The organism is Neorhizobium sp. DAR64872/K0K18 (genome assembly GCF_050500175.1).
Classification (GTDB): Bacteria; Pseudomonadota; Alphaproteobacteria; order Rhizobiales; family Rhizobiaceae; genus Neorhizobium; species Neorhizobium soli.
In genome coordinates this window covers 418941-442851 of record NZ_CP191446.1, presented here as the reverse complement: position 1 = coordinate 442851, position 23911 = coordinate 418941, and the positions used below count along the sequence as shown (strand labels likewise).

The window sequence follows — 23911 nt, the reverse complement described above, 5'->3', positions numbered from 1 at the left end:
CGGGTTCACATGTCCTATTTGAAACTGGCAATCAAGGGTACGAGCTGGTCGCTTGCGCAGGTGCTCGTCGAGCGGCTGACGCAGACCGTGGTGTTTCTGATTGCGGCAGCCCTGCTCGGGCCGCATGAGTTTGGTGTCGCAGCGCTTTCAACCGCGCCGGCCGTGATCATCGCGTCCACCCTGCAGTCCGGAAGCCAGGTGGTGATACAGCGGCGATTGCTCGACGATGACTTCGTCAATTCGGTCTTCGGTCTCTTCCTTCTGCTTGGCCTTTGCGGCTCGGCGCTACTGTTGATAGCGAGCGCCCTTCTCCGCCACCTGGAAACCTTCTCCGGCCTCAGTGCCATGGTTGCCGTGACGTCGATCGCCCCCCTTGTCTCAGCGCTCGCGGTCGTGCCGGAAGGACTGCTCGCGCGAGATTTCGCCTACAAGGTACTGGCGGTCCGAAAGTCGGCCGGGTTGCTTGTGGGCGGGATTGTCTGCTGCGCGCTTGCGTTTTCGGGGTTCGGCGCCTGGAGCATCGTTGCAGTCGTCGTGATAACGCCGATCGTTGCGGCGATGGTCAGTGTTGTGGCGGCGCGCTGGAAGCCAACGGCCATGCCGACGCTGATCTCGATGCGGTCGACGCTGAACTTCTCGTTCGCTGTAATCGGAATGTCGGCAGTCACGCAGATCAACGTGCGCTCTGCCGATGTGGTGGTCGGTTTGGTCGCGACACCGACAGCGACGGGTGTTTTTCGGCTATCACGCACGGTGCTTGATCTCGCATCAAGCCTGTTTCTCAATCCGATCAACAACATCCTGCTGCCAATCTTTTCCAGGATGGGTGAGGATCGTGACCGGATGATAAGCACGATGTGGAGGTCATGCGCGGTAACGGGCCTTGTTGCCGCGATACCCTTTGTCGCTTCCGCGTTTTCAGCGCCCTATGTCGCATTTATGTTTTTTGGAGACAGGTGGCCACAACTGCCCGAGACGATAACACTGATGCTGGTGGCTCTACCGTTCATTGCGGTTGTCGTGCCCGTGCAAACCTTCCTGGTTGCAACAGGACACCCAAGCTTGGCATTCCTGAACAATGTTTACCAGGCACTTGCTGATGTCGCGATGATTGCAGTCGGAGCATATTTCGGGATATTTTGGGCAGCAGCGATGTTCAGCCTGAGATTCTCTCTGACAGCGTTGTTTATTCTCTTGGCCGTGCAGAAACGATTCAGTGACATCAACGCGCTTGATGGGATCAAAACAACATTTCCGGCGCTTGTCGCGATTGCCATCGTATCAACCCTGACCGGGTTTCTATGGCTATGGCAGCTCGATCTCAAACACTTATCAGTCGCTGTATCATTTAGCGCTGCGGCCTCTCTGGCATACGCATTGATAGGCGCGTTCGTATTTCACGATCGTATCCGGCCAGTTCTTGAGATCTGGAAGGCGCGGCGCGTTCGTGCGCCGACTGCTGCCTGATCTAAAGCCCGGCTGTCTCGCAGACTGGCCTCCGTCTCGAGGTCCTGGGGAAGGTTGGTGGTCTGACACGGTATCATCGTAACAATCGGGGCGTCCGACCTGATCGATCAGGACAGCGCGCTGGTGCCTGACGAGTGCGACCCTAGTTTACCATTGGTTGGCAACAAAGGTCGGGCGGTCGTTGGATGGCCCGATCTTGACCCAGATCCTAGGGCTGTTCTGCGACTGCATCATGATCCAGGTCAGGTCGGTCTTCTTCCACGGCTTGATTTCGGAGGACCGGTTGTCCAGCACCAGGTCGCCGGCGGATGTCTTTGCAACCAGCACCGCATGTCCCTCTCCGGACCGCGTTCTTACCACAGCCATTCTCAGCGATCCGGAAGGCCAGCCGAGGGAGATGAGGTGTTTGCGCTTCGTGAGCGCGTAATCTTCGCAATCGCCTGACGCCACATCAATGCTCCACTCGTCGGAGCCGTCGGCATCATTGACGGGACGGACGGTGCGATTGATGCCCGAATTCACCGAAAGCAGTTGCGCCTTGCGATCATCAGTCAGTTCGACGATGCCGTCGCCGCCGGTATCGGCGCACTGTTCCTGATTGCTACGGCAGAATTTCGCAAAAGCGTAAGGTGCAAGCGCAAAACCACTTTCCTGGATGCGCTGCATTGAGCCTCTCACATCCCGCAGAATGCCGACAGGGCCAGCCGCCATCGTTACCGATGGAACTGCGAAAAACGCCAGAGTCATGACTATCGAATGCAGTTTCATGGCACGTCTCCATGTGGAATGGAGAGTAATTTACCTGCATTCGTTGTATATCACGTTTTGAGAAAGTGTAAGATTTTAATCGTTGTGCAGGTTAAGTTTTTCTGTTTAAGAACTACTGCAAATATAGATTTGCTGATGGTTCAAGGAACTGCTGCCATCAGGGCAATAAAAAAGGCCGGAGCGAATACACGCACCGACCTCCCTGCATTGCTCTCAGCCACTGCGCCAGTACATCCGTGGTCGCCGACGAAAACAATGTTGTAGTCACGATATGGGAGCTCGATCCAGATATTCAACAAGAAATCGGGATCAAAAATAGGGGCAGCGGCTCAATGCGCTGCCCCTCATCACCTCAAAAGGCTAGACGCCCTCAGTAAGGCGAGTTGCACTGTGCGCGAACGCCGGCACGTGGCACGTAGCTGTTATCCGATGCACGGTAGCTGCGGTAGCGGTCGGCACACCACTGGACGTGAGCACGGGTACCTGCGCGGGCCGGGCGACTTGTCACGGCACCGCCGATGATTGCGCCTGCGCCGAATGCTGCGAGGGGATACCAGAAACCATCGGAATGGCGGCGATAGCCCGGACGGCGATCACGGTATCCACGGTGGCCCTGGTGCCACCCGCGACGATCACGCATTTCCCGGCGTTCGCGCATGTCACGACGGTACTGGACATGTTCGACATCGGATACCTGAGGCGACTTCACCATCGGCAGGGGTGCCGCAGTCGCCGGGACAAGCGAGGTGAGGCCCAGTGCCACCGCAAGCGACGACGCGGTCAGAAACTTCGTAACAATATGCATATTAGTTCTCCGTGTTATGGAGAGACAACACATTGACGCAACAGGGAGTTCCCTCATCACGCGAGAGTGAGGCCCGCGTTACAGGTGTTTCCAACCTTGAGCGATCGCGACAACGGGAACAGCGGCCAATACATCGTTTAAATCTTAAATAAGCATTCTCCGCTATTTCTGATTGTTCAGAGCGTGCGGAGCATCCCATGGGCTTTTACGGCAACCCCTTCGGCTACGAGTATCAGTTCCCAAACAGGCTTACGCCGTCCCTCGACAAGGACGTCGTCAGCGTGGTTGACACCACCGCGGTTGCCGCGCTTACCGTCAATACAAAGTCGCTGTTCCAGCTGAAACTGCAGGACAACTCGATCCGCTTCGAGTTTACCCAGTATGCCTTGTGGACCTCTGGTTACAAGCCGACTTCAAGCGATACCGCCAGCGCTGTGCACTTCAACGGGCCGGTGTTTACCGATATCAACAACAACCTGTCTCCGATCGTCGGCGTCTCGATCAAGAGCAATATTGCCGGCCTCGACAGCCGGGACGTTTCGTTCGACTACAACAAGATTGCGATCGACTTTACCGGCATCAAGGCGGGTCCGACGTCGTACATCACAGTGTCCGTGACCTTCAATGAACCCAAGATCGGGGGTGACGGCAACGACGTGCTGAACGGATCGCGTTACGCAGACATCATGTCCGGCGGCAAGGGCGACGACAAGCTGATGAGCAGCGCCGGCGCCGACAAGATGGACGGTGGTGCCGGAACCGATACCGTCTCCTACGCCAATGCCACCATGGCAATTGTTGCGAGCCTCGCCTCGCCGCAGGGCAATACACACAATGCCAAGGGCGACACCTATACCTCGATCGAGAACCTCATCGGGTCGCAATACCGCGACGTGCTGACGGGCGACCAGGGCGCGAACGTCCTTTCCGGCGGCCTTTCGAACGATCGCCTGACAGGCGGCGAAGGCGCGGACAGTTTCGTGTTCGACACGCGACTGAACAAGAAGGGCAATATGGATACGATCACGGATTTCTCCGTCGCGGATGACACGATCTGGCTCGACACGGATATATTCACAAAGGCCGGCGCGGTTGGGGATCTCGCATCGGATGCATTCCATAGCGGCACCGCGGCCAGCGACGCATCCGACCGGATCATCTACGACAAGGCGACCGGTCGTCTCTACTACGACGCCGATGGAACCGGGAAATACGGGCAGATGCTGTTTGCCATCGTCGACAAGGGCCTCAACATCACCGCAGCCGACTTCGACATCATCGCCTGAACGTGTCCGGCACGCGGGAGCTACGCCGCCTGCTGGACGAAATGACCCGGCGAGACCTCGAGATAGGTGCCCTTCGGCGCCACGTAATCGAGCGGCCTAACGGGGCTTTTTATCTCTTCGGACAGTGGTGGCGGCGTCTCACCCCGGCGTGCGGGGTCGGGTACCGGCACGGCCGAGATCAGCCGGCGGGTATAGGCGTGCTGCGGATTGTCGAAAATCGCCGCACGCGGACCGATCTCCACGATCTCTCCGAGGAACATGACAGCGACCCGGTGGCTCATGCGCTCCACGACGGCCATGTCGTGGGAGATGAACAGATAGGCCAGACCGTGCTTTTCCTGAAGCTCGAGCAGCAGGTTGGAGACCTGCGCCTTGACCGTGACGTCGAGGGCCGAAACTGCTTCGTCGGCGACGATGAATTTCGGCTCCAGCGCGAGCGCGCGCGCAATCGAAATGCGCTGGCGCTGACCGCCGGAAAATTCATGCGGATGGCGATCGGCCATCGCGGCCGAGAGCCCCACCTGTTCCAGCAGTTCTGAAACACGTGCCTTGGCCTCGCGCTTGCCCATCATCTTATGCGCAAGGATGGGCTCGGCAATGGCCGAACCGACGGTGATGCGCGGATTGAGCGAGGCGAACGGATCCTGGAAGATCATCTGCGAATTGCGACGCATGGTTCGCAGATCGCGCGTGCCGGCCTTGGTCACATCCTGGCCGTCGATGACGATCGAGCCGGCGGAGGGATTGAGCAGACGGATGATCGCACGTCCGGTCGTCGACTTTCCGCAACCGGATTCACCGACCAGCGACAGTGTTTCACCGGGGCGCAGATCGAAGGATACGTCTTCGACCGCATGGACACGACCATTGGGCAGGTCGAAACGGACGGCTAGATTCTCGACCTTGAGGATCGGTGCGACGGTCCGGGAAACCGGTTTCATTTCGCGGCCGTCGGTCGCCACGCCCGTCGCAGGATCGACTTCGGGGAAACGCTTCGGCGCAAGACAAGCGCCCATCGCGCCGAGACGCGGGATCGAGGCGAGCAGAGACTTCGTGTAGATCGCCTTCGGGCTTGCGAAGATCTCGGTGGTCGGACCGGTCTCGATCATGTCGCCGCGGAACATCACCACCGTGCGGTCAGCGATTTCGGCCACCACGCCCATGTCGTGGGTGATGAACAGCACACCCATGTTTCCCTCGCGCTGCAACTCGCGCAGCAGGTGGAGGATCTCGGCCTGGATCGTCACATCCAGCGCCGTCGTCGGTTCGTCGGCGATCAACAGTTTCGGACGGCAGGCAAGTGCCATGGCAATCATCACGCGCTGGCGCATGCCGCCGGAGAACTTGTGCGGATATTCGTGCAGCCGCGCCTTGGCGGCCGGGATGCGCACCCGCTCCATCAGCCGCACGGTTTCGGCCTCGGCTTGGCTCCACGACAGGCCGCGATGCAGGACCAGCGCTTCCGCAATCTGGTTGCCGATGGTGAAGACCGGGTTGAGCGAGGTCATCGGCTCCTGGAAGATCATGCCGATCGAGCCGCCGCGGACTTTGCGCATTTCGGATTCGCTTGCGGCCAGCAGGTCCTTACCGTCGAGCAGGATTCGGCCCTCCGTGCGCGAGCGTCCCGGCGGCAGCAGCCGCATGGTGGAAAGCGCCGTGACGCTCTTGCCGGAGCCGCTCTCGCCGACAATCGCCACCGTCTCGCCGGCATCGACGGACAGGCTGATGTTGCGGATGACGGCCTTCCAGCCTTCCGGTGTCTTGAAGGAGGTCGTCAGGTTTTCGACCGACAGAACCGGCCGGGTCGTTTCTACTGTGTCGGTCATGATCAGCTTTCCTTCGCCAGCCGTGGATCGACGAGATCGCGCAGGCCATCGCCCAGCAATTGCAGGGAGAGAACCGAAAACACGATGGCAAGGCCTGGAAACACCATCAGCCACGGAGCGTTGTTCATGTATTCGCGCCCGGAAGCCAGCATCGTGCCCCAGGTCGGCATGTCAGTGGAAACACCGACGCCGAGGAAGGAGAGGCTTGCTTCCGCCAGCATGGCCGAAGCGAAAACGAAGGTTGCCTGCACGAGGATGGGCGATGCGAGGTTGAGGAGGACGTGGCGGAGCAGGATCTGCCATGTCGGCAGGCCCATGGCCACGGCCGCCTCGATATAGGGCAGTTCGCGGAGCACCAGTGTCGAGCCGCGGATGATGCGGGCAAGACGCGGCGCATAGGTGATGCCGAGCGCGAGGATCACTGTGGTCAGCGACGGACCGAGCGCTGCGACGAGCGCGATCGCGAGCAGGATATCCGGAAACGACATCATCGCATCGAGGAGGCGCGAAATCGGCGCGTCGAGCTTGCGGAAGAAGCCGGCGGCAACACCCAGGATGACGCCGAGAACCGTGGAGATGGCGACCACGCCGAGGCTGACCATCAGCGAGATCCGGCCGGCGAAGATGGCGCGCGAAAAGATGTCGCGGCCGAATTCGTCGGTGCCGAAGAAATTCGCCATCGACGGCGGCTTCAGCTTGTTGACGATGGACAGCTTGTTCGGCGCGTAAGGGGCGACCCAGGGCGCAAGCAGTGCTGCCGCGACGACGACCACCAGAATGATGGCGCCGGCCAGCATCGCGCGGTTTCCGAACAGGCGGCGAAGGCCGGATGCGAAGGGCATGGAGACGGAGGCCATGGTGTTCATAGGCGCACCCGCGGATCAACGATGATGTAGAGCATGTCGACGATGAAGTTGATGAGAACGTAGATGGCGGCAACGACGAGCAGCGCGCCCTGGATGACCGGATAATCACGCCGCAACACGGCTGAAACCACGAGGTTGCCGACGCCGGGAAGGCCGAACACGGTTTCCGTGACGACCGCACCCGCGACCAGCATGGCAACCGACAGGCCGATGACGGTGATGATCGGGATGAGCGCGTTCTTCAGCGCGTGCTTGAGGATGACGCGGCCTTCGCCCGCTCCCTTGGCGCGTGCCGTGCGGACATAATCGTCGCCGAGCACATCAAGCATTGCGGCACGCGTGAAGCGGGTGATCAGCGCCGAGTTGACGACGCCGAGCGCCACGGCCGGCAGGACGAGGTGATGCAGGCGCTCGAAGAACGGCGTGCCCGGACCGCCATAGCCGGAGGCCGGGAACCAGCCCTGCCCGACGGCAAAAAACTGGATCAGCATCAGCCCGAGCCAGAAGCTCGGCACGCTTGCGGCCACCATTGTCAGCGTCACGACGATCTGGTCGAAGATCGTGCCGCGCTTGACGGCCGAGAGAATGCCGACCGGAAGCGCGATGGCAACCGCGATCAGGATCGAGAACAGGGTGAGGAAGAAGGTCGGCTCCGCACGTGCCGCAAGCGCTGTCGTTACCGGCTGGTTCAAGAAGATGGACTGACCGAGATCGCCTTTCAGAATGCCCAGCACGAACTGGCCGTACTGGACGAGCATGGGCGCATCGAGGCCCATGCGGGTGCGCAGTTGCGCGATGTCTTCCGGGGTCGCATCCGACCCCAGCATGACAGCGGCAGGATCGCCAGGCGTCACGCGAACGATGATGAAGACCACCGTCACGACGAGGGCGAGCACGATGGCCATGCCCCCCAGCCGTTTCAAGATTGCCTGTGCGATCCTTGCCATAACCAGTCCCTAGTTATCCAGCTTACTTCTTCGGGCTCACGTTCCAGAAATGCGGCCAGTAGGTCGGCTCATAACCGGAAACGCCGTTGGCCAGACCCGAAACACCATTGAAGTTGCCGACCTTGTAGAGCGGCGCATCGTCGTAAATGACCGTCTGGATGGCGTCCCATGCGGTCTTCTTGGCATCGTCGGTCGTGGCGTCCATGTAGGTCGCAACGGCCTTGGTCTTCTGGTCGGAGACGTACCAGCCCGGATAGGTGTCGGTGATCGTGTTGATCGTGGTTGGATCGCCCGGGAAGTTGGAGTGGGTGATGAAGATGTCCCACTGCTTGGCATCGGCACGACGGGTCGTGAGCGTTGCCCAGTCGACCACCTGCAGGTCGACCTTGAAGCCTGCAGCTTCCAGATAGGCCTTGGCGACTTCGCCGATCTTGTAATGGAATTCATACTGGCGGCTGGTCATCAGGCGCAGCGGCTGGCCATCGTAACCGGCAGCCTTGAGCAGCTTTGCAGCTGCTTCCGGATCGCCTTCGCCATATCGGGCAACGCCTGCTTCGGTGTGCCAGAAGGAGCCTTCCGGGAAGATCGAGGCATCAACGCTGAAGAAGCGGTCATCGGAGAAAGCGGCGAGCATCATGTCCGACGCGTTGAGCGCTGCCTGAACGGCCTGACGGAGTTCCTTCTTGACCAGAAGGCCTTCCTTCATGTTCATGTTCATTGATGCCCAGCCTGCATTCTTGAAGATGACGGGCTTGGCGTTGCTGCTCTTTTCGACGCGCTCATAGGCGCTGACCGGCAGCGAGTCGGCGAAATCGAACTGGCCGGAGATGAGGCCTTCGACGCGGGTATTGGCGTCTGGAACCGGCACGAAACGGATTTCCTTGGCAATCGCCTCGCGCTTGCCGGCATAGTTGCTCGGCGTGCCCTCGGGCGACTTGTAGCCGTCGAAGCGAACGAGCTGTGTGTACTGGTCGGGCTTGCGTTCTTTCAGCGAATAAGGACCCGTGCCGACGAATTCGGTCAGCGTATCGGCGATCTTTTCGGACGGCAGGATGACCGATGCCTGCGACAAGGTCGCGAGCAGCGGCGCATAACGCGACTTCAGCTTGATGACGACGGCATGGTCGCCATCTTCCGCGATGCTTTCGACGACGCCGGCAACCTGCTTGCCCTTGGAATTGATCGTCATCCAGCGCTTCAGCGAGGCGGTGACGTCCTTGGCATCGAAATCGCTGCCGTCGTGGAATTTCACACCTTCGCGCAGCGGGATCTTGTAGGTGAGGCCATCTTCCGACAGCGTCGGCATGGCGGCGGCCAGAAGCGGCACGGACTTCCACTCGGCGTCGTAGGTGTAGAGCGTTTCGAAAATGTGCTGGTCGATCGTCAGCACGATATCGGTCGGCGTCTGCATCACGTCGAGCGATGGCGGCTCGCCGATCGTCGCAACCGTCAGCACGCCGTCGCCTGCCTGGGCGTTCGCCTTTGTCAGCGCCAGGCTGCTGGTGCCGGCCAATGCCGCCAGCGTCATGAGAACAAGTGCACTCTTTTTCATTGTCATCCCCTTGTTGTCTTCAGTGGTCAGATCCCGGCCGGCTTTCCTGTCCGGTCGAAAATTCAGGCATCCAGTCCCAGCGGATCGGCGACGCGCGGCCATATTTCGAGGCTCGCTTTTCGGTACGGTGTCGTTGCGGGATCGGTCGGATAACAGGTCGGCGCGGCGATATAGACGATCTCGGAGGAGACCGGCTGGAAGCCCGCGTGAAAATGGTTGGTCGACTTGACGAGCAGATAGGATTTGGCGGCAAATTCGATGCCCTGATTGGCAAAGATATCAGGCTCGTAGGTCTGGGTGCGGCTGGTGATCAGCACGATATCGATATGGGTGCCGACCGGACGCACGACGGCGGTGCTGCCCAGCGTGACGCGGCTGTTGCGAAAACTCTGCCAGCCCGCATCGAACACGCTTTGAACCGTGACGCGCAAATCGAGCGGTTCACCGCCTTCTGGTCCGGATTTTCCACCGATGCGCAGGCTGAGTTCGGCGCCCTCTCCTGCCGCCTGGCAGAAGGTGACGGCAATCGGATCCCAGATGGTCGCAACGGCGAAATCGTCCATGCCGCGCTCCATCATCCGGCGCAGGATGAATGTCGCATCACCCGCCACGCCGCCGCCGGGATTGTCCCAGACGTCCGCGATCGTCACCGGCAATCCGGGATGCGACGCGCGGATCGACATCGCCTTGTCGAGGCCCGCTTCTGTATCGAGCATGGGCATCGCCGTCTGCCTGCGCAGGCTGTAGAGCTCGCGCCCCAGGGAGGCTGCCAGCGCATCGCCCTTGGCCTTGTCGTTGTCCGTCACGACAACGATGCGGGTGCCCATGTCGGGCAGGTCGCCGGCCATGAAGCCGTGGATGACAGAGGCCGACAGGATGCCGTCCTTGCCTTCCAGCGCCTGCATGCGATCGACGAAGGAGCGCATCGGCTCGCGGCTGGTCGGGAAAATCGTGATCATCCGGCAGTCGAATGTGGAGATGACCGGCTTGATCATGCCCTTCAGCGCCTGCAGCGCTAGTTCGACCACGTGTTCGCCGCGTTGTTCGAAATCCGTATGGGGGAATTCGAGGAAGGCAGCCATGATGTCGAGATTGGCGACGCGCAGGGGCGTCAGGTGACTGTGCGGATCGAATTCGGCGGCAACCAGAACATCCGGGCCGACGATCTGCCGGACACGGGCCAGAAAATCACCTTCCGGATCGTCATAGCCCTGCGCTGCCATTGCACCGTGGAGACCGAGCACGACGCCATCGACGGGAAGTGCTGCCGTCAGTTCGGCGAGGATCAAGTCGCGCAGCGCTTCATAGGTCTGACGCTGGATCAGGCCCGCCGGCTCTGCCCAGCAGGACGTGCCCTCGATCACGGTAAAACCTTCCGCCCGGCCTCGGCGGCGCAGAATTGGCACGACGGACGAGCACAGCGTCGGCGTATCCGGATGCTCTCCGGGCCCGGCGAAGAACGCCGCCTTGAAGGCGTTCATATCCGTCGGAACGGGAGAGAATGTGTTCGTCTCGGTCGCCAGCGAGGCGGTGAAGATGCGCATGTGTCTTATCCGGATAGGTCCGACGGCATCAGGCTCCCATCGCGGTCGCCGAGCGTCAGTCCCCAAATTGCGTGAGTTTTATTGCTTGCCGGAACAGGCACGCCATGCCCCGGAAAACCTAGGTCCCATTTCTCGTTCAGTTCGCCCGCTCACCATTTTGGTGTAATTTATTTTCTTCATAATGCGTCAAAACCGGCTCAAGTCAACGATTTTCCAGAATAAGCACCACTTTGTGTAATTTATTTTCTACGAGCCTTAATCGGGTAAAATTTTCAGCGCGACGGTCTTTCGCGCTCCGAACATGAAAAAGGGCGCCCAAAACAGGTGCCCTATTTTCATTCCATCAGGGGAAATCGAACCGTCAGCTACCAGACGGTGCCGCGCGCATCGACGTTTTCGACCCTCGTCACGATGCCGTTCCGGTGAAACACCATCCGGTCGAACAGGTTGGTGACGACGCAGGTGTGGTTCGGCACGACCTGCACGATCTGACCGATCTCCGCAAACGGCACTGCACAGCCCGATAGATCGACCACCGCATGTTCTTCCGACAGCGACACGATACGCGCACCCTCGAAGCCGACGAGGGAGCCGTAATCCGAAAAGCCGAGCAGGTCGGAGGTCAGGGCCTTCGAGCCGCAATCGAGCACGGCCCGGTCCGCAGCCGGTTTCGACACGACCGTTGCCAGGATATGCATGGCGAGATCATCGGGCGTGCAGTGACCGGCGCGAACCATGCTGCGGTCGTTATAGACATAGGTGCCGGCACGGTGTTCCGTGGCGGAGGGGACCAGATGCGCCGAAAAGAGATCCGGCGAACCACCGCTGGACCGCACCGGGCATTCGATGCCCTTCTCCGACAGAAGCGACATTGTGGTCGCCATGAACTCCTCGACGGCCTCTGCGCCGCCGATGGCGGGATAGGTCATGATGCCGCCGAAGCGCAGGCCGGGTGCTGCCGCGATCTTTTCAGCGAGAGCCACTGCCTGTTCCGGTGTCTGCACGCCGCAGCGTTTTGCGCCCGTGTCGCATTCGATCAGGACCGTCAGCGGGCGATCGGCATCGAACGTTGCAGCCAGGCCCGACACAGTCGTTTCACTATCTGCAACGACCGCAAGCTTTGACACACGCGCATTCAGCGCCTTCAGCCGTGCGAGTTTTGCAGCTCCGAGAATGTTGTAGGTGATCAGGATATCGTCGAAGCCGGCGTCGGCGAACACTTCAGCTTCGGTGACCTTCTGGCAGTTGAGGCCGACGGCACCGGCTTCGATCTGCTGGCGGGCGACGGCTGCAATCTTGTGGGTCTTGATATGCGGCCGGAACGCCTTGCCCTGCGCGTCGCAGTAAGCCTGCACCCGCGCAATATTGGCGGCAAGCCGATCCTCGTCGATCACAGGCATCGGCGTTGCGATCTGATCGAGCGGCGTGCCGGTTTCAGGCCAGGGATAGTTCATGATGTAAACCTCTGTGGGCATGGCTGGTTTCGTTGATGCTTGCCCGCTTTGTGCTATCAGGGCAAGAACTGGTGAAATTCATTTTCACGATCGTGACGTGCTTCGTGTCTGCGCCAATTTTCGAGGAAAGTACCTGATGGATCTGTTTCACGCGCTTTCCGACGAAGACGGCAGGCTCTCAAGCCTGGAGACCAAACTGGCGCAGTTTGCGCTCGCCAATGTCGATTTCGTGGTCAATTCGTCGATCAGCGATCTGGCCGAGCGTGCCGGGGTTTCGCCGCCGACCGTGACAAGGTTCTGCCGGCGACTGGGCTGCCAGGGCTATTCCGACTTCAAGGTTCAGCTGGCCAAGATGGCCTATGTCGGTTTGCGCTATCTGAAACCGGAAGCGCCGACCGCGACGGTGGAAGAGGTTGCCCAGGACATCATCTCGAAAGCCCAGAACGCGCTTTTCGATTTGCATCGGCAGCTCGACCTTGGCGCAATCGAGAAAGCCGCGCAGATGCTGCGCGGTGCCGACTTCATCCAGGCATTCGGTGCCAGCGGCAATTCCGCGATGGTCGTCAACGAGCTGCACAATCGCCTCTTTCGTCTCGGCTGCCGCATCAATGCATCGAACGACCACAACATGAACCTGATGATCTCGGCAGCAGCCCAGCCCGGCACGGTCGTGTTCGGGTCGTCCTATACCGGCCGCGACATGGGTCTCGTGCAATGCCTCAAGCTGCTGCGTCAACATGGCATTCCCACCATCGTGATGACGCAGCGGGGCTCGCCTGTCGCCGATGCGGCCGACCTGATGATCGCCATCGACATGCAGGAGGGCAAGAACATCTTCCGCCCCACCTCGACCCGCTTTGCCTATCTCGCTGCGATCGACATCCTCGCCAACATGGTCGCCTATGCCGACCGCAACATTGCGCTCAAGGCGCTGCGCAGCATCAAGGAAGAACTGGTGCGCAACCGCGACGGCGACGACCGCCAGCTTCTCGGCGACTGACGGTCGTCATTGACACAATCAGTCGATCGGCTTGTAGGCGATCACGTCCATCTCGACCTTGGCATCGACCATCAGCGGCGACTGGACCGTCGAGCGTGCCGGCGGATGATCGATGAAGTGCTTCTGGAACACGGCGTTAAAGCTGGAGAAGTCACGGGCATCGTCGAGCCAGACGTTGACCTTCACGACGTCGGCGAGCGTGCAGTCCGCAAGCGCCAGCACGTCTTTGATATTGGCAACGACCTGTTCGGTCTGGGCCACGATGCCACCGGTCACCACTTCGCCATCCACCGTCGGCACCTGTCCGGAGACATAAACGAAATCGCCGGCGCGGACCGCCTTGGCAAATGGACGTCGCTGGCCGCCCGCCTGGGCATCCGCAGCAGCGAGACGTTCGATCTTCTTCTGGCTCACGAGGCTCTCCGTAATTTATTTTCACCGATCACGGGTCTAGCACTGCCGAGATGCGGATTTCCAGCACCTCGGGGGAATACGAGAAAATTATTTACGGTAGTTAAAACTGCTCGGATATCAGCGACGCCTTGCCGAAGACGCGCGCGAACCGGTCGGCGCCGTCGTATGGCGCTTCTCCAAGCGCTTCTCGACGACATGTGCCGGCTCCGGCCGGCCAAAGGCAAAACCTTGCAGCAGGTCAACGCCAAGACTTGCCAGCACGTCCGCATGGCCGAGCGTTTCGACGCCCTCGGCGACGACTTCCATGTCCAGCGTCCGGGCGATATCGACCAGTGCGGCGACCAGGCGCTGCTGGGGCAGGCCATCCAGCATGGGCAGGATGAGCTGCCGATCGATCTTGACGCGGTCCGGGCGAAGCTTGATCAACCCGAGCAGTGAGGCATGGCCCGAACCGAGATCGTCGATCTCGATTTCAATCCCAAGCGACCGGATCGCATCGATATTGGCTCTGATCTCCGGTGTGAGCTCATCGAGGAAGATCGTCTCGACCAGTTCGAAACTCACCTGGCCTGCCGGGATATCGAGACGCTTGAGCTTTTCCTCCAAATCAGGATCGGAGAGGCGGGAGGCCGACATGTTGACGGACACGCGCGGCAGAGCAAATCCCTCGGCTTGCCATCGCCTCAAGTCGGCAAGGACGAGGCGCAGCATGATTTCGTCGATTTCGTCGATCAACCCGTTCGTCACCGCCGTCGGCAGAAATGCGCCGGGCGGTTTCAGCTCTTCTCCATGTTTCCACCGCACCAGCGCTTCGAGGCCCTTGATAGCGCGGGTCCGGGCATCGACCTGTACCTGGTAGAACGGCACGAAATTGCCGTTGGTGATGGCGCTGCGCAGCTCGTAGAGGATGTGTTTTTCGGCGATCGATGCGGCTGCCATGGCGGGCGAGAACCATTCGGCGCGGTTGCGTCCGTTTCTCTTGGCCTCATAGAGCGCGAGATCGGAACAGGCGAGCAGTCCGGTGACATCCGACGCCGAGGTTTGCGCCACGCCCATCGAACAGGTGACAACGACATTCTTGCCGTTGAGAAGAACGGGTGACTGTAGCTCGGCGCGGATTTCGGCGACGATCTTCTCCATCGCGTTGAGGCCGCGGTCCATCGAAACGATGGCGAATTCGTCACCCCCCAGCCGCGCCACGATATCTCCCGGGCGGCTTGCCTGCTTCAGGATCGACGCGACATGGGCGATGACCACATCTCCACAGGCGTGGCCATATCGGTCGTTGATTTCCTTAAAGTTATCGACGTCGAGATGGCACAGCGACACGAAGTCCAGCTCACCCCGTTTTGCAAGGCTGGCACATATCGCGTCGAAGCTGCGGCGGTTGAGAAGTCCGGTCAGGTGGTCGTGGTCAGCAGCATAGCGCGCTTCGGCGCGGCTCTGGTCTGCGGCTTCCCGCTCTTCCGCCAGTTGATGGCTTCGCATCACATCGTCGGTGACATCCCATTCCGCGCCGACGAAGCATGGCTCGCCATTCCCGTCGATGAAGAACTTTGCGCGTGAGCGAAGGTGGCGAATGGAGCCATCCTGGCGGATGATCCTGAACTGTGACGCATAGTCTTCGCGGTTTTCGATTGCCTTTTCGAAGTGCGCATTGGCGGCATCTCGGTCGTCTGGGTGGACGCATTCGAGCCACACCACATCCGTCGGTCCCTTCGGGACACCGTAGAGCTCCTGTAGCTGCTCATCCCAGCGGGTCTGGTTCTTGCGCAGATTGTGCTGCCAGATGCCGATGCCGGAAGCCTCCAAAGCAACATTCAACTGGCGCAGGAGGTCGTCCAGTTCGTTGTTCGTCCAGATGCGTTTGTTTTCCATGGCTTGCTCTGCCGACATCAGTGGCGACGACAATAACAGCCATTACTTAGCGAATACTAAAACAATGTGCACGTGTTATTATGAGGGAGCTCTACCCTTTAAACACCGGCGATCCGCGTCAGCGAGATAGCTCAGGCCGTTCGCGACCGCCGCGCGACGCCGTTTCGGCGATCAACCGAACATCGGGAACTTGGAACGTATGTTTTCGATGTAATACTGTCCGGGCGACCGGGACCCTGCCAATTGCTGGAACACCTGCACGGGTACCGTCTCGAATTCGCGAATTTGCCCGTTTTTCATGAACAGCCGGAGACGCTCTGCACCTTCATCATAAGCAGCAGCATCGAAGAGAGATGAGTTTAGCTCTGCTTGCATAATCGCACTCCTTGAACGGAGACAATAATGCAGTGCAGCATAAAAATTGCAAGAAAATTTAAGCTTAATTAAGTAATCGAGATGCTCACGCTCTCTTCGTTGCTTTCACATGAAATCCGGAGGAACTAGCAATTTCCGAGCCCTACTTTTGAGGCTGATCCCGATCCACCTCAGAACAATCCAGGCAGCTTGGCGGTCGTCTCATGGTCGCCTGAGGCCTCGAAATCAGAGAGGCGAACGAATTCTGCGCCTCTGTTTTTCAGATCAACCAGTGCACGAGCGACCCCCTCGCCGGCGGCATGAGTCGGCTGGTTGATGTGTGAAATCACCACATCGCCATCCTTGGCAGCAGCAATCCGTTTTTCGGCAGCCGCGGCCCCGAGGAGCGAGCCATCATCGCCGTTCAGCGAATAGCCGGCGATCTTGAAACCCATGGCCCGGATCTCCCGGATGGCCGAGAGATCATATTTTGCCGTCGCGCCGCGGAACCAGTGCGGTCTAGGAAGACCGGCTGCAAGCATGGCGTCGGCTCCTCTCCCCACCTCGCGGCCGACAGCTTCAGGCGAGCCTGCGGCCGGTATGCCATAGATCGCGACTGGAATATCGACTGCGGGAATGTGGTTCTCGCCGTGATTTTCCAGCTCGAAGAGATCGCTGTTTTCACGCAGAACAGCGACGGTTTCCGGATTGTGCTTCAGCCACCGTGACGTGACGAAGATCGTTGCGGGAATTCTTTCACGAACCAGCGTCGTCAGAATACGCTCGTCGGCCTTGCCCATACAGGCATCGAAGGTAAGGGCAACACGGATGTGTTTCGCATTTCCCGCAGGCGCCACCGTCAGACGCGGCTCGACCAGTTTCTGAACCGCCAGAGCGTCTGCTTTCGCCAAAGGCGCAAGACAGCAAAGGAGGATAGCGGCGGTGGACAAGAGGCGCATGGTCAGTTTCCGCAGGATCGGGTTGTTCCAGGATCCCGCTTTTAATTCTCTGCACGCCATTCGACCATGCGCATTCTCACGTATCAGCAATGCGGCCGCATCACTGCATCATGCTTGCGCTCAGAAGCTCGCCGACGCGAGCCGGGTGCGGATCGCACGGATGCTTTCCGGACGGCGATCGCCCAGTTCCCGTTCCCAGCGGATTGCGGTTTCGACGATCAGGTCGAGATCGTCGTGGCGCGGGGTCCATTCAAGAAGGCGCCGGGCGAGCGTCGCATTGGCGACGACGCTCGCTGCATCGCCCGGGCGACGCGGGCCGTAGTTGATGTCGAACCCGCGGGCTCCGGCTTTCTTGACCGCTTCGAGCACTTCCAGCACCGAATAGCCGCGCCCATAACCGCAATTGGCAATCAGCGGTTCGCCGCCACGACGCAGATAGCTCAGTGCCTTCAAGTGCGCTTCGACCAGATCGGTCACATGTATGTAGTCGCGCACACCGGTACCATCGGCTGTCGGATAATCGGTGCCATAGACATCGACGCCGCGGCGCTTGCCGAGAGCCGCCTCGCAGGCAATCTTGATGAGATGCGTCGCACCTTCCGTGGAAAGACCAGTGCGCCCAAGCGGATCAGCACCGGCGACGTTGAAGTAGCGCAGCGCGACGAAGCGGAAATCATGGGCCGCAGCCGCATCGCGCAGCATCAGTTCGGACATCAGCTTGGACTGACCGTAGGGGTTTTTCGGCAGCGTCGGCGCGCTTTCCAGAACTGGCGTGTCATCCTTCTGATCGCCGTAGACGGCGGCGGTGGAAGAGAAGACAAAATGCTTGATGCCCGCTTCGACGGCGGCTGCCGCCAGGAAGCGGGTCTTGCCGGTATTGTTCTCGTAATAATCCAGCGGATGCGCGACCGATTGTGGCACGACGATCGAGCCTGCGAAATGCAGGATGGCGTCGATGTCATTTTCAGCAAAGATCTGCTTGAGGATGATGGAATCGCCGACATCACCCAGATAGAAGCGCGCCTCGTCCGGAACCGCCCAGCGAAAGCCTGTCGACAGCCGGTCGAGCACGACGACATCCTCGCCAGCGTCGAGCAGCGCCCAGACCATGTGACTTCCGATATACCCTGCACCACCCGTGACCAGAACAGCCATTTTATCGCCCCTGCTTTTTTCTTTCGCAGAGAGAAACACGGCCGTTCTTCAGCAAACCTTACCACCGGGCGGGGCCGCCGGGTTTAACGCGGAACACGGAAAACACGGCGTTCAGGCGATCGATAAAATTTTACAGACCGCCCTCTTTGCGGTGATGGAGCGGGGTTAGAGGCGCTTGATATAGTCCGCCAACCGACCGGCGGCTTCTTCGACATGGGCCGAATTGCGCAGAAAACAGGCCCGCAGAAACAGTTCGCCACCCTCTCCGAAGGCAGAACCGGGCGCCAGCGCCACGCCGATCTTGTCGACGATGTCCATTGCCGTCAGGCGGCTGTCGGTTACGCCATCCACCTTGAGGAAGGCGTAGATCGCACCATCGGGTTTCAGCGTCTGCACGCGGTTGGTGGCGATCAGCGCATCGCAGAGGATATCGCGACCGGCCACGGCGCGGGCCACGTTCTCGTTGACGAAGGCATCGCCTTCGTTGAGCGCCACCACCGCGCCGCGCTGCATGAACTGGGCGACGCCCGAGTTGGAATACTGGATGAGGTTTTCGATCACCTGCCCCATTTCCGGCGGAGCCACCAGCCAGCCCATGCGCCAGCCGGTCATCGACCAATTCTTGGAGAAGGAATTTGCGAAGATGATCCGATCGCCCTCTTCCATGATGTCGAGGAAGGACGGAGCCCTTGCCGCACCACCGTAGTAGTAACGGGCATAGATCTCGTCGGCGATGATCCAGATCCCATGTTTGCGGGCGAGCGTCAGAATGTCTCGGAGATCATCAAGCGTTGCCGTCCAGCCGGTCGGGTTGGCGGGCGTATTGATAAAAAGGCCACGTGTCTTTGGTGTGATCGCAGCGTCCAGCGTGTCGAGATCGAGAGACCAGCCGCCGCCGGTAAAGGCAAGCGGCAGGCCGATGGCGGAAGCGCCGGAAATCTCGATCGCGGAGATGATGTTCGGCCAGGTCGGCGAGAGGTAGATCAGTTCATCGCCCGGCGAGGCGATCGCCTGCACGGCCATCATGATCGCGTGCATGCCGGAGCCGGTGACATAGAAATGCTCTGACGACAGCGTCTTCGAAAAATGCCGCGTGTAATAGTCTGACAGTGCCTGGCGCAGTTCGGGAATTCCGCGCTGCCAGGTATAGAAGGTCTCACCGCCCAGAAGCGCGCTCGATGCCGCCTGATTGATGAAATCCGGGCTCGGCAGGTCGCCCTCGCCTGCCCATAGCGGGATCAGGTCGCGGCGGCCACCGGCGCGGGCGTGATTGATGATCTCGACAATACCGCTTTCGGGAGTGGAGACGGCGCGCGGGCTGAGACTTGCAATGATCGACATGGTTCCTGAACATTTCCCTATGCTTTAATTCTGTTTAGCGCAGAGAACTCGGAAAATCCCATGACAATCCGTGGATCGGCGATCGTTTTTCTTGATGGATCGCCGATCTGTTGACGCGGTTGGATTACCGGATCGGGTTACCCGTCTTCAGAAGATCGCGGATTTCCGACAGCAGCTGGATATCGGCCGGCGGCGGGGCCGGTGTGGCGTCCGCAGGCTTCTTTTCTTCCATGGCGCGGAGCTTGTTCACGCCCTTGACCATGAGGAAGATGATGAAGGCGAGGATGAGAAAGTTGATCGCGACCGTGATGAAGCTGCCATAGGCGAAGACGGCGCCCTGCTTGCGGGCTTCTTCCAGCGAGGGCGCTGTGACCGCACTCGACAGCGCCACGAAGTAGTTGGAAAAGTCGAAGCCACCGCCTGTCACGGCACCTACGACCGGCATGACGAGATCGTTGACCAGTGATGTGACGATGCCGGTAAAGGCGCCGCCGATGATGATGCCGACGGCGAGATCGACGACATTGCCCTTGGCGATAAAGGAACGGAATTCGGAAACAACGGACATAGCATTACCCCTGCTGCTCGGGTTGTTGATCCGCCCCAACATAGTGCATCACCACTTGCTGAAAAGGTGAAAAAGACAGAGACTTAAAGATGACCAGGCATTGGACTTTTTGCCAATGCCGCGGCGATTTGCAAACCCTTGCTTTTGACCTAATCTCATCCGCGTCGCGGCATTGCGGGGAGGAGACATGCTTTCGGGCTGGGTGATCATCGTCGCCGCTTTCGCCTATATTCTGCTGCTGTTTGCGGTCGCGAGTTATGGCGACCGGAGAAGTCGCGTCGTGGGCGTGCCGAAGATCGGCCGGCCCGTGGTCTATGCGCTCAGCCTGGCGATCTACTGCACCTCGTGGACCTATTTCGGTGGCGTGGGTCTGGCTTCCCGTCGCGGGATTGAATTCCTCGGCATCTATATCGGCCCGATCCTGATGCTGACGTTGGGCATGCCGCTGATCCGACGCATCGTCGAACTCGCGAAAGCCGAGAAACTGACCTCCGTCGCCGACTTCGTCGCTGCCCGCTATGGCAAGAATTCGACTGTCGCGATGATTGTCGCGATCATCGCGCTGGTGGCCTCCGTGCCCTATATCGCGTTGCAACTCAAAGCCGTGTCGAGTTCGGTCGCCGTGATGGTCAATCCCTCCGACTACGGGATTGGCAGCGGCAACCTGCATTTCATCGATCTGGCCTTGATCGTGACACTGCTGATGGCCGGTTTCGCCGTCATGTTTGGCACCCGCCATACGGATGCGACGGAGCATCAGGACGGTCTGATCCTGGCAGTGGCGATGGAATCCGTCGTCAAGGTCTTCGCCTTTGCAACCGTTGGGCTGACGGTGCTGTTCGTGCTGTTCGACGGTCCTGCAGACCTGATGGCCAAGGCTGCCGACAACCTCCTGATCACCTCGGCACTGTCCTACGAAACTCCCCTCAGCCGCTGGCTGATTTTGATACTTCTCTCGGCCTTCGCCATCCTGCTTCTGCCTCGGCAGTTCCATGTGACGGTCGTGGAAAACCGCACGGATCGGGAACGCAAGGTCGCTTCGTTTCTGCTGCCGATCTATCTCGTCGCGATCAACCTTTTCGTGCTGCCGGTGGCGATTGCCGGACTGGTCACGTTCGGTGGAACCGGCAATGCCGACCTATACATTCTCACGCTTCCGCTCCACGGCAATCTGCCGGTCGTGACGCTGATCACCTTCATCGGCGGCTTTTCCGCCGCCACCGCGATGGTGATCGTCGAATCCGTCGCATTGTCGATCATGGTGTCGAACGACATCATCATTCCCGTTTTCCTGCGCCGCAAGCTGATGGCGGCACGCTCGGCGCATGGGGGTCGTGCCGATTTCACCCGTGCACTTCTCAATATCCGACGGCTCGCGATCTTCGCCGTGCTGCTTCTCGGCTATGGCTATTACCGGATGGCGGACACCCAATCGGGTCTTGCCTCGATCGGCCTTCTGGCGTTTGCGGCGATCGCGCAGGTGGCACCCGCGCTGTTCGGCGGGCTGATCTGGCGCCGGGCCAATGCCCGAGGCGCAATCCTTGGCATGTGCCTCGGGTTTGCGGCCTGGGCCTATCTACTGTTCGTGCCGAGCCTCGGCGGACCGGACAATTCCCACATCGCCGCGGCCGTGCTGAATTTCCTGATCCCCGGCACCGGCATATTTTCGGGTCCCGAAACCGATCCTCTCGTCAACGCGACGATCTTCAGTCTGGCGCTCAACATGCTGGCCTTCGTGCTCGGCTCTCTGTCACGCAATCCACGGCCCGTGGAGCGTTTGCAGGCCGGGATTTTCGTCAAGCGGCATCTGCGCTCGGAGTTTGCGACCCGCGGCTGGAAGACCCGTGTCAGCGTGGGAGACCTCAAGGCGACGATTGCGCGCTATCTCGGCGAGGAGCGCATGCAGCGTTCGTTTTCCCACTATGAGCGCACCGCAGGACGCCGTTTCGAGGACGACCAGCCGGCCGACATGGCGCTGGTGCATTTCTCCGAACAGCTGCTGGGCAGCGCGATCGGCTCTTCCTCCGCACGGCTGGTTCTGTCGCTGATCCTGCAGAAGGCCGAGGATGCCAGTGCCGATACCGCTTTCCTGCTCGACCAGGCGAGCGAAGCCCTGCAGTATAACCAGGACATGCTGCAGACGGCGCTTTCGCAGATGGACCAGGGGATTGCGGTGTTCGACAGCGCCGACCGGCTGACGATCTGGAACCGGCGTTTTCGCCATCTTCTCGACCTTCCCGACCAGGTCGGACAGGTCGGATTTCCGCTCTCAGAAATCGTGGCGATGCTTTCGGACCGGGGTGACATTCCTGCAGACGAACAGGCGGATGTGGTCAACCGGTTCAAGACGCTGGATGCGTCGTTCTCGCTTGTCGTTGCAAGCGGCGAGCGGATCATCGAAGTACGCACCAACCCGATGCCGGATAGCGGCATCGTTGCAACCTTCACAGATATTTCCGACCGAGTTGCGGCGGCAAAGGCGCTGAAACAGGCGAATGAAACGCTCGAACAGCGGGTGACAGAGCGCACCTCAGAGCTGACCCGCGTCAACCATGCACTGGGCCAGGCGCGTGCCGAGGCCGAGGAAGCCAATATCGGCAAGACACGTTTCTTTGCCGCTGCCGGCCACGATATCCTGCAACCGCTCAATGCCGCGCGGCTGTACTCATCCGCGCTGGTCGAGCGCATGACGCCTGCCGACCGCAACGGTCCGCTGGTGCGCAACATCGATTCCGCGCTCGAATCGGTCGAGGCGATCCTTGGGGCGGTACTGGATATTTCGCGGCTCGACACCGGCGCAATGAAGCCGCAGTTTGAAACCATCGTCCTCGACGATCTGTTGCGCCGCATCGCGACCGACTATGAGCCGATGGCGCGCGAGAAGAACCTGACTTTCGTGGTGATGCCGACCTCACTCAGGGTTCGCTCCGACGCCAATCTCCTGCGCCGGCTGGTGCAGAACCTGGTGTCCAATGCAATCAAGTACACAATTAGCGGCAAGGTTCTGGTCGGCGCGAGGCGGCATGGCGGGCGAGTATCGATCGAAGTGCACGACTCCGGCATCGGCATTCCGGCAGCCCAGTTCGAGACCGTGTTCAAGGAATTCGCAAGGCTCGACGAAGGGGCGAAAACCGCAACCGGTCTCGGCCTTGGTCTTTCCATCGTCGACCGTATTTCGCGCGTGCTCGACCACCCCGTGCAGCTTGCATCGCGGCCCGGTCGCGGAACCATCTTCAGGGTGGATCTGCCGCTCGACGCATCGGTCGCGCGAACGGCGAAAGCCTCCGAGCGGCCTGAACGGCGAAAACGCTCGCAGCCGCTGACCGGGCTGAGGGTTCTGTGCATCGACAACGAGCCGAAGATTCTGGAGGGGATGGCGCTGTTGATTACGGGTTGGGGTTGCACGGTCAGGGAAGCGCAGTCCATCACGGCGCTGGACGAAATCATCCGTTCGGGTGAGCCGGCGCCGGATATCATTATCGCCGATTATCATCTCGATGACGGCGACGGGATCGCGGCGATCCAGTCGCTGCGTGCCGCTTACGAGGCCGATGTTCCGGCCCTGCTCATCACCGCCGATCGGTCCGCGGATGTGCGCAACGAGGCTGAGAAACACGGCATTTCACTGCAGCACAAGCCGGTGCGACCGGCGGCGCTGCGCGCTTACCTCACCCAGATCGCCGGTCTGCGGCGTCTCGCGGCGGAATGACGCAAACTGCTTAAAAAG

Annotated in this window: 19 protein-coding genes; 4 read left to right on the top strand and 15 right to left on the bottom strand. The window is 60.1% G+C overall.

All coding sequences use genetic code 11. The features are described 5' to 3' along the window. Window positions 1-9 precede the first annotated feature (9 nt). Entirely contained in the window at window positions 10-1467 is a 1458-nt protein-coding gene (locus ACQY1P_RS07585; protein ID WP_430255927.1) for an oligosaccharide flippase family protein, read from the top strand. A gap of 147 nt (window positions 1468-1614) precedes the next feature. Here ACQY1P_RS07585 and ACQY1P_RS07580 read toward each other — a convergent pair whose 3' ends face one another. Together ACQY1P_RS07580 and ACQY1P_RS07575 are read right to left on the bottom strand one after the other, a co-directional pair. Then, window positions 1615-2235, bottom strand: coding sequence for a transglutaminase-like cysteine peptidase (locus tag ACQY1P_RS07580; protein WP_430255925.1), 621 nt, complete (start codon window positions 2233-2235; stop codon window positions 1615-1617). Between the two features lie 370 nt (window positions 2236-2605). Beyond that, window positions 2606-3040, bottom strand: coding sequence for a BA14K family protein (locus tag ACQY1P_RS07575; RefSeq protein ID WP_062453869.1), 435 nt, complete (start codon window positions 3038-3040; stop codon window positions 2606-2608). 197 nt (window positions 3041-3237) lie between these two features. On the opposite strand from ACQY1P_RS07575, the gene ACQY1P_RS07570 reads away from it, so the two are divergent. Next, window positions 3238-4326, top strand: a complete 1089-nt coding sequence (locus ACQY1P_RS07570) for a hypothetical protein (protein WP_430255924.1) — start codon at window positions 3238-3240, stop codon at window positions 4324-4326. A 20-nt stretch (window positions 4327-4346) separates the two neighbouring features. Here ACQY1P_RS07570 and ACQY1P_RS07565 read toward each other — a convergent pair whose 3' ends face one another. The 6 genes from ACQY1P_RS07565 to ACQY1P_RS07540 form a co-directional block, all read right to left on the bottom strand. Then, window positions 4347-6152, bottom strand: coding sequence for a dipeptide ABC transporter ATP-binding protein (locus ACQY1P_RS07565; RefSeq protein WP_430255922.1), 1806 nt, complete (start codon window positions 6150-6152; stop codon window positions 4347-4349). A 2-nt stretch (window positions 6153-6154) separates the two neighbouring features. Then, window positions 6155-7009 (bottom strand): ABC transporter permease, encoded by an 855-nt coding sequence (locus ACQY1P_RS07560; RefSeq protein WP_430256675.1) that lies wholly within the window; start codon window positions 7007-7009, stop codon window positions 6155-6157. Window positions 7010-7014: 5 nt separating this feature from the next. After that, window positions 7015-7956 carry an ABC transporter permease gene (locus tag ACQY1P_RS07555; RefSeq protein ID WP_430256674.1) on the bottom strand — a complete coding sequence of 314 codons (942 nt, stop codon included), beginning with the start codon at window positions 7954-7956 and terminating at the stop codon, window positions 7015-7017. 31 nt (window positions 7957-7987) lie between these two features. Then, a complete protein-coding gene (locus ACQY1P_RS07550) occupies window positions 7988-9517 on the bottom strand; it encodes an ABC transporter substrate-binding protein (RefSeq protein ID WP_430255920.1) in 1530 nt (509 codons plus the stop codon). 62 nt (window positions 9518-9579) lie between these two features. After that, entirely contained in the window at window positions 9580-11061 is a 1482-nt protein-coding gene (locus ACQY1P_RS07545) for a M81 family metallopeptidase (protein WP_430255919.1), read from the bottom strand. Between the two features lie 365 nt (window positions 11062-11426). Then, entirely contained in the window at window positions 11427-12515 is a 1089-nt protein-coding gene (locus ACQY1P_RS07540; protein ID WP_430256673.1) for a D-TA family PLP-dependent enzyme, read from the bottom strand. Window positions 12516-12651: 136 nt separating this feature from the next. On the opposite strand from ACQY1P_RS07540, the gene ACQY1P_RS07535 reads away from it, so the two are divergent. Next, window positions 12652-13515, top strand: coding sequence for a MurR/RpiR family transcriptional regulator (locus ACQY1P_RS07535; RefSeq protein ID WP_430255917.1), 864 nt, complete (start codon window positions 12652-12654; stop codon window positions 13513-13515). Window positions 13516-13533: 18 nt separating this feature from the next. Here the strand turns inward: ACQY1P_RS07535 and ACQY1P_RS07530 are convergent, their stop codons facing one another. The 7 genes from ACQY1P_RS07530 to mscL form a co-directional block, all read right to left on the bottom strand. Then, on the bottom strand, window positions 13534-13929 hold the full coding sequence (locus tag ACQY1P_RS07530) for a RidA family protein (protein ID WP_082476182.1): 396 nt from the start codon (window positions 13927-13929) through the stop codon (window positions 13534-13536). 117 nt (window positions 13930-14046) lie between these two features. Next, the gene (locus ACQY1P_RS07525; protein WP_162237961.1) at window positions 14047-15807 is read right to left on the bottom strand and encodes a putative bifunctional diguanylate cyclase/phosphodiesterase; all 1761 of its coding nucleotides are present in this window, start codon (window positions 15805-15807) and stop codon (window positions 14047-14049) included. Window positions 15808-15978: 171 nt separating this feature from the next. Continuing rightward, entirely contained in the window at window positions 15979-16182 is a 204-nt protein-coding gene (locus tag ACQY1P_RS07520) for a KTSC domain-containing protein (RefSeq protein ID WP_062579001.1), read from the bottom strand. Between the two features lie 170 nt (window positions 16183-16352). After that, window positions 16353-17120: a polysaccharide deacetylase family protein gene (locus tag ACQY1P_RS07515; RefSeq protein ID WP_430255915.1), complete on the bottom strand. Its 768-nt coding sequence runs from the start codon at window positions 17118-17120 to the stop codon at window positions 16353-16355. A gap of 120 nt (window positions 17121-17240) precedes the next feature. Beyond that, complete coding sequence (galE, locus tag ACQY1P_RS07510) at window positions 17241-18275, bottom strand: UDP-glucose 4-epimerase GalE (protein ID WP_062453878.1); 1035 nt, start codon at window positions 18273-18275, stop codon at window positions 17241-17243. Window positions 18276-18440: 165 nt separating this feature from the next. Then, window positions 18441-19616, bottom strand: coding sequence for a pyridoxal phosphate-dependent aminotransferase (locus ACQY1P_RS07505; protein WP_062453879.1), 1176 nt, complete (start codon window positions 19614-19616; stop codon window positions 18441-18443). A 124-nt stretch (window positions 19617-19740) separates the two neighbouring features. Then, the gene (gene mscL, locus ACQY1P_RS07500) at window positions 19741-20184 is read right to left on the bottom strand and encodes a large conductance mechanosensitive channel protein MscL (protein WP_062578996.1); all 444 of its coding nucleotides are present in this window, start codon (window positions 20182-20184) and stop codon (window positions 19741-19743) included. A gap of 187 nt (window positions 20185-20371) precedes the next feature. Between mscL and ACQY1P_RS07495 the strand changes: the two genes are divergently transcribed. Then, entirely contained in the window at window positions 20372-23893 is a 3522-nt protein-coding gene (locus tag ACQY1P_RS07495; RefSeq protein ID WP_430255913.1) for a PAS domain-containing hybrid sensor histidine kinase/response regulator, read from the top strand. Window positions 23894-23911: the final 18 nt, after the last annotated feature.